Consider the following 9411-nt stretch of genomic DNA (forward strand, 5'->3'; position numbering starts at 1 on the left):
ATACATTGATGCAAGACCGCATCTGCCAGGTTGACGAAACCGCTTGCAACGCGCGGCCGGACCATACATTCGGGTCACGACCGTCGCCCTCTGCAATAGACGGCTGCCCGTCAACTTCCGCTATGCTTTGTTAGCGACCGAGATCGCGCGGCGGTGCAACATGTCGCGAAGGGCCAACTCCAGACATTTCGAGCATGCCGCCAAGGCTCGTACGAGGCATTCGGAAATGTACATGTAGTTTGCAACAATGCCGGTGCCGCCGGCGGCAGTGGCATCGACAACACTTCACTCGACAATTGGTGAGTGGTTGCTCGACGTCAATCTTATGGGAGTCCTTTACGGCATCCGTACCTTGCTGCCGCACATCCGCGCCCAGCGCGAAGGCGGCCACATCGTCAACGCTGCGATGCAGCACACCGCGCCAATCGCGGCAATTAGCCGTGAGCATCGTGGATCCGGGGCTGATCTTTGCCCAGCGGCCTCCCAAAGGATTATGATCCGTCCGCTCGCCGGGCATGCGCAAAAAACGCCGAAGCGTCGTGCCTGGAAAAAGAACAAACAGGGAGGATATCGCAATGTCGCGACTGAGCGGAATGCTTGCAGGTTCGCTGCTGGCGCTGTTGGCGCTTCCCGTAGGGGCTGCCGCGGAAAGCGGAAAATCGTGGACGATCTATGGCGGCGACGCTGCGAATACGCGCTTTAGCGCGCTCACCCAAATCAACAGGGACAATGTCGCCAAGCTGAGGGTGGCATGGGTGGCTCAGCTTGGTTCGTTGGAGGCCCAGGAATCGACCCCTCTGCTCGTGGGCGATACGCTATTCGTCACGACTTCCGCGGGGCCCCGCTATGTCTATGCGCTCAATGCGAAGGATGGTACGCCGAAATGGAAGTATGCGCCCGAGATTCCCGCAGACGTGCAGCCGACGACTTGCTGCGGGCTCGACAACCGGGGCGTCGCCTATGCGCGCGGCAAGCTGTTTCTTGGCCGGCTCGACGCCTACCTCGTCGCGCTCGATGCGAACACGGGCAAGGAGCTTTGGAAGACCCAGGTCGTCGACTACCACGAGGGCGCCGCGATCACCTCGCCGCCGATCCTTGTCAAGAACCTCGTGATCACCGGTTATGCCGGCGGCGAATACGGCGTTCGCGGTGCGATCACGGCCTACGACCAGGATACCGGCAAACAGGTGTGGCGCACTTATACGGTGCCTGTCGCCGGTGAGCCTGCCGCGGAAACCTGGAAGAACGACTCGTGGAAATATGGCGGCGGTGCCGCATGGCTCGTCGGCTCCTACGACCCGGAGCTCAACCTCGTCTATTACGGGGCCAGCAACCCTTCGCCGTGGGGAGCCTCGGCGCGCGGCCCGGATACGAGCGACTACGGCAAGTTCACCAACCTCTACACCGCCAGCACGCTGGCGCTCGACGCGGATACCGGCAAGATCGTCTGGCACTATCAGACGACACCGTACGACACCTGGGACTATGACGGCGTGAACGAACTCGTGCTCGCCGACCTCGACCTCAACGGGCAGAAGACGCCCGTCGGGCTCAAGGCCGACCGCAACGGCTTCTTCTACGTGCTCAATCGCAAGACCGGGGCGCTGATATCGGCCCAGCCCTTCGTCCTGGTCAACTGGGCAAAAGAGATCGACCTCAAGACCGGGCGGCCGGTCGAAGTCCCGGAAAAGCGGCCGCGGCTCGACGTTTGGGCAAAGGACATCTGCCCCAACCTGTTCGGGGGCAAAAACTGGGAGCCGATGGCCTATAACCCGCAGACCGGTCTGGTCTACATCCCGACCTTCAACCTCTGCATGGATCTCGTCGGCAAGAAGGAGGAAAGGAAGAAGGGCGCGTTTTTTCTTGCCGAGGAGTTCGATCTCGACAAGCCCGGTCCAGGCGGCTTCATGAGCGAAATGGTGGCATGGGATCCGATCAGTCAGAAGCGGGTCTGGGGCAGCAAAGAGGAGCTGCCTTTCTTGGGCGGCGCCCTGACGACAGCCGGCGGGCTCGTCTTCCACGGCAACATCCAGGGCTGGTTCAAGGCGCTCGATGCCAAAACCGGCGAGGAACTGTGGAAGTTCAACGCCGGGTCTGGGATCAGCCAGGGTGCGATCACCTACGAGCTTGATGGCAAGCAATACGTCGCCGTCGTCTCCGGCCGGCTCAAGACCCCACCAAGCTTCCTCGGGCATACCGGTGAACGGGTATTCGCCTCGAGCCCCGAGGGCGGCGCGCTGTTCGTCTTCGCGTTGACAGACTGAACCGGTCGACTGTGCCGTCGTGAGCATGGGGAAACTTAGCGGCGTGCAAGGACTCCCTGCGAGGATCGCTGTCGCGATCTTCGCGGGAGCGACCATTCTCGCCGTCTTCTTTGGTCTGCCCAGTGCGACGCGATATGCGCGCGCCGACGATCCTGCGGTCGCGGCCAAAAACCCTTACGGCGGCGACGCCAGCCGGGCCGCCGCGGGGCGCGGTCTATTCAACCAATATTGCGCGCATTGTCACGGGCCGAATGCGGTCAGCCCTGATCCGCCCCGAGACCTCCGCCGGCTCAAGCGTCGCTACGGCGAGAACATGGCCAACGTGTTCCACTCCACGGTCACGCATGGCCGACCTGACAAAGGTATGCCCAACTGGACGGGGCGGCTCGATGACGAGACGATATGGACCATCTGCACCTTTCTCCAGACCGTGCAGGCAGAGCCATGAAGTGAGGTGGCGGTGTAATTTTTGCCACGTCATTCCGGGACGGCACGTAGCGCCGGATCCGGAATCCAAACACAAATTCGGCGCCTGATTCGGGATCCCGAGTTCGCTCACTTTGCTCGCGCCCCGGAATGACATGGGATAGGAGGCGAGCCAATGCCCCGGCACGTGAACTATGTCCCGCACGGCGTGATCCCGGCGGTGCTGCTGCCATTTGATAACGATCTCGCCATCGACGAGGCGAGCTTCCGCAAGCACGTGCGAGACGTGGCCTCCGTCGAAGGCCTCTCGGCCATCACCGTCAACGCGCACTCAACTGAGGTCGGCTCGTGCAGTTTCGACGAGCAGCGCCGCGTGCTCGACATCGCACAGGACGAGATCGGGGCCAAGCTGCCGCTGATCAACGGCATCTGGGCCGACGGCAGCCTCGAGGCGGCGCGCCTTGCGCGCATGGCGACGGAAGGCGGCGCCTCCGCGCTCTTGGTGTTCCCGCCGGCGCCGTTCACCCTCGGCCAGTCGCCGCAAATGGCGCTCGCGCATTTCAAGCGCATCGCCGACGCGGCTGACCTGCCGCTGATCGTGTTCCAGTATCCGCTCGCGACCGGCCAAGGCTATCCGAAGGATACGCTGCTGAAGCTGTGCGAGGAGGTGCCAACCGTCCGCGCCATCAAGGACTGGATCGGCAACGTGCCGCATCACGAGTGGCATCTGCGCACACTGCAGAATCTGCCGCGGCCGGTGAATGTGCTCAGTACGCATAGCGCCTGGTTGCTTTCTTCGCTGGTGCTTGGCTGCAATGGGTTGCTGTCAGGTTCCGGCAGCGTGATCGCCGATTTGCAGGCGCGCCTGTTCCGCGCGGTGCAGGGCAACGACCTCGCCGAGGCCAAGCGGCTCAACGACCGCATCGAGCCGCTGATGCGCGTGTCCTACGCCGATCCCTTCGTCGATATGCACAACCGTATGAAAGAGGCGCTGGTGCTGCTCGGCAAATTGCCGCGTGCAGTCGTGCGCCCGCCGTTGGTGAAGATCGAGCGCTCTGAGATCATGCGCATTCGTCAGGCGCTGATCGAGGCCGTCTTACTCGACAAGAACGCGCGCGATGCGGCCTAACCTCTTTCCGTTATTCTGAGCAGCGAGCGAAGCGGGTCTTGAAGGAGCCCGTACCGTCGCCCTTTTAGGGCCGCGCGCACGCGCGGCCAGCGTACGTCCTCGGATACCGCCGCCAAAAGTCGCTCGTCGGCGGCAGGAAGGATGGCGAGATCATCTGCACCAAGCAGGGTGTGAGCCCCGCGGCCGGCCGGCGATAGCCGCCCGCCGGTATCGCGAGCCGCGCTGCAGGCCCGCTGCCGGGGTACCGTCGCAACGCAGCGCCGGGCAAATCGCGCATAGCAAGTGTCGCATCCGCCGCCGGTCGCGCGAGCAATGCCTGCTCATTTCGCGAGCAACACATGCGACAAATTGAGTACGTCCATGGGTTGAAGCTTGCCCTGGATCGCGATTGCTAAAGAGAGCAGATTACTCGGCAAGAGCCTGCCAAGGGCCGGAAAGGGAGGATAGTCGATGCGGGCTCACGCCGCCTGGGTGCATGGAGTCCAAATGTCCGCAGCCGTGCCTTGCATTGCGCGGCACGTGCGGACGACGACATCGACCGACCGAACTCCACCTGATCAGAACGCACAGGAGGAACGGACCATGACTGAGAAGTGGAAAGACGAGGAGGGGGCGCAGAACTTCTGGTATCGCGGCAAGGTCACGCGTCGTCGCGTCATCGGTTGGGGCGGTGGGGCGATCGGCGCCGTGATGCTGGTGCCGGCGCCCTGGCGCGCCGCCTTCGGCGCCGCCAAGCCGTACAAAATCGGCTCAGAGCAGCCCTTATCCGGCGCCGGTGCCGCCGGTGGCAAAACCGCGCTGGTCGGTTTGCAGATGGCGGTCGACCGTATCAACCAGATGGCCGGCATCATGGACCGGCCGATCGAGTTGGTGATTGCGGACGACGAGTCCAAGCCCGATGTTGCCCGCCGCAAGACGCAGAAGATGGTGGAGGAGGACAAGATCGACGTCCATGTCGGCGGCTTCCTTTCCAATATTTGTCTCGCCTGCATGCCGGTCTGGGAGGAAGCCAAGATCGTCAACATGATCAGTGTGTGCCTCGACACCACGCTCACCACCTCCAAGTGCAACCGCTACAGCTTCCGTGTCCACGACTACGCGCCGGCGCAGGCGGTCGCCTTCGGCCCGATGCTCGCCAAGATGGGCAAGAAGTGGCACATCGCCTATGCTGACTATTCGTGGGGCCAGTCGACGCGTGACGCTTACGCGGCGGAGATCAGGAAGAACGGCGGCGAGGTCGTCGGCACGACCGGCATCCCGCTCGGTACCGCCGACATGACGCCCTTCCTGTCGAAGATTTCCGGCGACTTCGACGGATTATTCGGCATCTTCTTCGGAAAGGACGGCGTGACCATCGGCAACCAGGCCTATGATCTCGGCCTCGCCAAGAAGTACAAATGGGCCGGTGACGGCGCCATCTGCGAATCCGCCAATCTGCCGGCGCTCGGGAACAAGATCGACGGCTTTGTCGCCATCAACCGCTACGTCCCGATCTTCCAGGGCGCGCTCGATACGCCCCATCACCACCGCTTCTTCGACGAGGCCAAGAAGCGGCTGGCCAAGATCGATCGATCCGGTCCGCTGCCCGACCGTTACGTGCAGTCGAACTACGAGGCCATGAACGCGCTCAAGCACGGCATGGAGATGTCGAAATTCGAGACGCGCGAGGACACGATGAAGCTGATCGAGGCGTTGGAAGGGCTCGAGATGAAGCTCAGCGACGACTTCCCGCAGGGGGATAAGACGCTGCGCAAGGCCGATCACCAGGCGTTCCTCAACCAGTTCCTCTACACCGTCAAAGGCGGTCAGTTCGAGCTGTTCGAAATGGTGCCGAAGGACAAGACCATCGTTCCTCCGGCCTGCAAATTCCCCGCTGCGTAAGTGAGCGGAGAAGCTGTCAACGACGTGCGCTCCCCGGCGAATGGCCGGACAGCGGCGTCGGTTCCTGTACTCAAGACCGAACTGTTGACTGTCCGGTTCGGCGGCCTGGCGGCACTGTCCAAGGTCAATTTCGAGGTCAAGCGCGACGAGGTGTGCGCCATCATCGGCCCGAATGGAGCCGGCAAGAGCACTTTCTTCAATTGCTTGACCGGCGTGCTCAAACCCACCTCCGGCCGCATCCTATTCGACGGCGAGGACATCACCGGGCTGCCGTCCAACACCATCTCGCAGAAGGGCATCGCGCGCTCCTATCAGATCACCAACATCATGCCCAACGCCTCGGCGCTGGAAAACGTCCGCATTGCCGCGCAGTCGCGCCGGCATGCCTGGAACATGATCTCGCATCACTCCGCCTTCCCCAACATCAACGAGAGGGCCGAGGCGGCGCTTCGATCGGTGGGCCTGCTTGACAAGGCGGACCAGCTTGCCGCCAATCTGTCGCACGGCGAACAGCGTAATCTGGAGATCGGCATTGCGCTTGCGACTGAGCCAACCTTGTTGTGTCTTGACGAGCCGACCGCCGGCATGAGCACGGCGGAGACGCATGACACCCTGCAACTCGTGCGCCGCATCGCCAAGAATTTGACGATCCTGATCGTCGAGCACGACATGCAGGTGGTGATGGAGCTGTGCCATCGCATCACCGTGCTGCATTACGGCGAAATCCTCGCCGACGGCACGCCGGAGGAGATACAGCGCAATTCCAAGGTGCAGGAGGTCTATCTCAAGACATGAACCAGACCGCGCCCCGCACCGAGCCGATCGTCCTGGTCGAGGACGTGCATACCTATTACGGCAAGAGCCACATCCTACATGGCGTCACGCTGCACGTGCAGCCGGGCGAAGTGGTGGGCCTGCTCGGCCGCAACGGCGTCGGCAAGTCGACCACGCTCAAGACCATCATGGGACTGGTGCGGCCCAGCCACGGCTCTGTTCTGCTCGACGGCAACGCCATCTCCGGCCTGCCCCCGCACAAGCTTGCCCGCCTCGGCATCGGCTATGTGCCGGAGGATCGGCGCATTTTCCGCCTGCTCACGGTGATGGAGAACCTGCGCACCGGGCTCGACCGCAACGGCGTCACCGAAGAGCGCAAAGCGGGGCTGCTCGACAAGGCGTTCACCTACTTCCCCGTGCTCGCCGAGCGGCGCAACCAGGCCGGCGGCACGCTTTCGGGCGGCGAGCAGCAAATGCTAGCGATCGCGCGCGCCATGATGCTGGAGCCCAAGATCATCCTGCTCGATGAGCCGACCGAAGGGTTGATGCCGCGGATGGTGTCGCAAATCCGCCAGATCATCGACGTGCTGCATCGCGAGGGTGTCGCCATCCTGCTGGTCGAGCAGAACGTGCCGCTGACGCTCGAGGCGAGCGAGCGCGTCTACATCATGGAGAAGGGCCTCGTGCGCCACCATTGCGCGGCGTCCGAGATCAAGGTCGACGATCCGGTCATCAGACAGCATCTGGGGGTCTAGGGATGGACGCAGTCGCGCACTTCTTTCAGAGCATTCCGGTGGACTTGCTGATCATTCAGACCGTGAATGGCGTGGTCACCGGCATGATCCTGGCGCTGGTCGCCTCGGGTCTGACGCTCATCTTCGGCATCATGGATGTGGTCAACTTCGCGCATGGCGAATTGTTCATGCTCGGCGCCTATGTCGGCGTGCTGGTCCTGACCGCGACGGGGAGCTTCTGGATAGCGCTCGTGCTGTCCGCCTTGATCGTCGCCCTCCTCGGCGCGGCCATACAGGTCGCCACCCTGCGTCCGCTGCTCGGCCGCGATTCGCTCAACACGATTCTTGCCACATTCGGCATATCGTTGATCCTGCAGAACTACGCGCTGTGGCAATTCGGCCCGGTGGCGCGCAAGATCGGCGAACCGATCACCAGCCACTTCAACCTGTTCTATCTCACTTATCCCTGGTACCGCATTCTGATCGCCTTGTTGTCGGCGGCGATCATCGGCGGCTTCTGGCTGTTCCTCAAATACGGCAAATACGGCGTCTGGATCCGCGCCACCACCCAGGACCGCGTGATGGCGCAGGCCATGGGCATCCCGGTTCCGATGGTGTACACCGCGGTGTTTGCGATCGGCGCAGCGATGGCGGCGGCGAGCGGCGTGCTGTTTGCCCCGCTGGTCGGCGTCAACCACACCATGGGGCTCGACTGGGTGCTCAAGGCCTTCATCGTCGTGGTGATCGGCGGCATGGGCAATCTCGGTGGCTCGATCGGGGCGGCGATCTTCATCAGCCTGCTCGAAGCCTATGCGGCGATCTGGGTCGATCCCTCGCAAGCGGTGATCGTCTCCTTCGTGGTGCTGATCCTCACGCTCCTGTTCCGGCCGACCGGCCTCTTCGTTCCGACGCCCAAATGACAACCGGCCCGCTCAGCAAATCGATGCCGCTCACAACGAAATTGAGCCACACCGCCGTCTTCTGGATCGGCTTCTGCGTGGTCATGGCGGTGCTGATTGTCGCGCCGCTGGTGCTGCCCGAATACTGGCGGCGCTTCCTCACCGAAATCCTGATCTGGGGCCTGCTTGCGATGTCGTCCGACATCCTCATCGGCTATACCGGCATGGTCTCCTTCGGGCATTCGGCGTTCTTCGGACTCGGCATGTATGGCGCGGCGGCGGCGCTCTTGATCGTCAGCCCGCCCAATCTGTGGCTTGCCATTCTGTTCGGGCTCGGCGGGGCCGCGGGCGCGGCGCTGTTCGTTGCCTATTTCTCCACGCGACTGCGCGACATCTACTTCGCCATCACCACGTTGATCTTCTCGCAGATCTTCTATGTGATAATCTTCACCTGGACCGAGGTGACCGGCGGCGAGAACGGACTGATCTTCTCGCGCCCGCATTTCACAATCCCGTTCCTCTATGACACACGTTTCTCGACCGCAACGCTGCACTGGTTCGTGCTGGCGGTGGTCGCCGGCTCTTATGTGCTTCTGCGCCGCATCATGCAGTCGCCCTTCGGCATGGTGCTGCAGTCAATCCGCGAGAACGAGGCGCGCACGCGGGCGATCGGCTATCCGGTCGAGCGCTACAAGATCGTGGCGGTGATGCTGTCCGGTCTGTTCGCTGGGCTTGCCGGCGTGCTCTACGCCGTGCAGAACCAGTTCGCGGCGGCGGAATTCGTGTTCTTCACCACCTCGGGCGACACCGTCATCTTCAACGTCATGGGCGGCATCGGCACGCTGGTCGGCCCCATCGTCGGCGCCGGCTTCTTCCAACTCATTCGCGAGCTGCTGTCGCGCATTTTCGGCGATCAGTTCCCGTATCTCATCCCGCTCGGCGTGATCTTCATCGTCATGATCATCTTCCTGCCGCAGGGCCTACTCGGCTTTGCCCGGCGCTGGCTCAATCGCTAGCGTCACCCTGCCCGAGCCCGCTAGAGTGGTCGAGCAATGCTCGTTACGAATCGACCGACGCCCGAGGGCAATCACCTCGTCGGTAAAATGACCGTGTCCGCTGCCAGCCGGGTGGGCTCGAGAGATTAGCACTTTGTTGCCGACCCGCGAGTGGCAATGGAGCAGCCTCTTGCCTTGCGCACTGCGGGATGTTTTCAACGCGCTGATGACGGCTAGACTGTATGTCCCCTCCACAAAATGAGGCGACTCACCCTCAATGTTGCGACGAGGGTTGCCTGGATGGACCGG

The 9411-nt window shown here is 62.7% G+C and carries 8 protein-coding genes; all 8 read left to right on the top strand.

Going from position 1 to position 9411, the window contains the following annotated elements:
• Positions 1–575: 575 nt before the first annotated feature.
• The 8 genes from ACZXDY_RS43360 to ACZXDY_RS43395 all read left to right on the top strand — a co-directional run bounded on the left by ACZXDY_RS43360 (position 576) and on the right by ACZXDY_RS43395 (position 9123).
• A complete protein-coding gene (locus ACZXDY_RS43360; protein ID WP_464349712.1) occupies positions 576–2264 on the top strand; it encodes a PQQ-dependent dehydrogenase, methanol/ethanol family in 1689 nt (562 codons plus the stop codon).
• Between the two features lie 43 nt (positions 2265–2307).
• Positions 2308–2712 (top strand): c-type cytochrome, encoded by a 405-nt coding sequence (locus ACZXDY_RS43365; RefSeq protein ID WP_196237279.1) that lies wholly within the window; start codon positions 2308–2310, stop codon positions 2710–2712.
• A 153-nt stretch (positions 2713–2865) separates the two neighbouring features.
• Positions 2866–3819, top strand: coding sequence for a dihydrodipicolinate synthase family protein (locus ACZXDY_RS43370; RefSeq protein WP_464349713.1), 954 nt, complete (start codon positions 2866–2868; stop codon positions 3817–3819).
• 582 nt (positions 3820–4401) lie between these two features.
• A complete protein-coding gene (locus tag ACZXDY_RS43375; protein WP_028164306.1) occupies positions 4402–5700 on the top strand; it encodes an ABC transporter substrate-binding protein in 1299 nt (432 codons plus the stop codon).
• An 84-nt stretch (positions 5701–5784) separates the two neighbouring features.
• Positions 5785–6495, top strand: a complete 711-nt coding sequence (locus tag ACZXDY_RS43380; protein ID WP_245287298.1) for an ABC transporter ATP-binding protein — start codon at positions 5785–5787, stop codon at positions 6493–6495.
• A complete protein-coding gene (locus ACZXDY_RS43385) occupies positions 6492–7229 on the top strand; it encodes an ABC transporter ATP-binding protein (RefSeq protein WP_035690354.1) in 738 nt (245 codons plus the stop codon). Before ACZXDY_RS43380 ends, ACZXDY_RS43385 begins: the two co-directional genes overlap by 4 nt.
• 2 nt (positions 7230–7231) lie before the next feature.
• A complete protein-coding gene (locus ACZXDY_RS43390) occupies positions 7232–8128 on the top strand; it encodes a branched-chain amino acid ABC transporter permease (RefSeq protein ID WP_464349714.1) in 897 nt (298 codons plus the stop codon).
• Positions 8125–9123, top strand: coding sequence for a branched-chain amino acid ABC transporter permease (locus ACZXDY_RS43395; protein WP_051396758.1), 999 nt, complete (start codon positions 8125–8127; stop codon positions 9121–9123). The genes ACZXDY_RS43390 and ACZXDY_RS43395 overlap by 4 nt, the downstream gene beginning before the upstream one ends.
• Positions 9124–9411 lie beyond the last annotated feature (288 nt).

It is taken from the genome of Bradyrhizobium sp. LeoB3 (assembly GCF_055456055.1).

Bases quoted from the DNA above. Each gene is read 5' to 3' on its own strand.
- ACZXDY_RS43390 (WP_464349714.1), top strand. From the start codon at position 7,232: ATGGACGCAGTCGCGCACTTCTTTCAGAGCATTCCGGTGGACTTGCTG.
- ACZXDY_RS43370 (WP_464349713.1), top strand. From the start codon at position 2,866: ATGCCCCGGCACGTGAACTATGTCCCGCACGGCGTGATCCCGGCGGTG.
- ACZXDY_RS43385 (WP_035690354.1), top strand. From the start codon at position 6,492: ATGAACCAGACCGCGCCCCGCACCGAGCCGATCGTCCTGGTCGAGGAC.
- ACZXDY_RS43360 (WP_464349712.1), top strand. From the start codon at position 576: ATGTCGCGACTGAGCGGAATGCTTGCAGGTTCGCTGCTGGCGCTGTTG.
- ACZXDY_RS43395 (WP_051396758.1), top strand. From the start codon at position 8,125: ATGACAACCGGCCCGCTCAGCAAATCGATGCCGCTCACAACGAAATTG.
- ACZXDY_RS43375 (WP_028164306.1), top strand. From the start codon at position 4,402: ATGACTGAGAAGTGGAAAGACGAGGAGGGGGCGCAGAACTTCTGGTAT.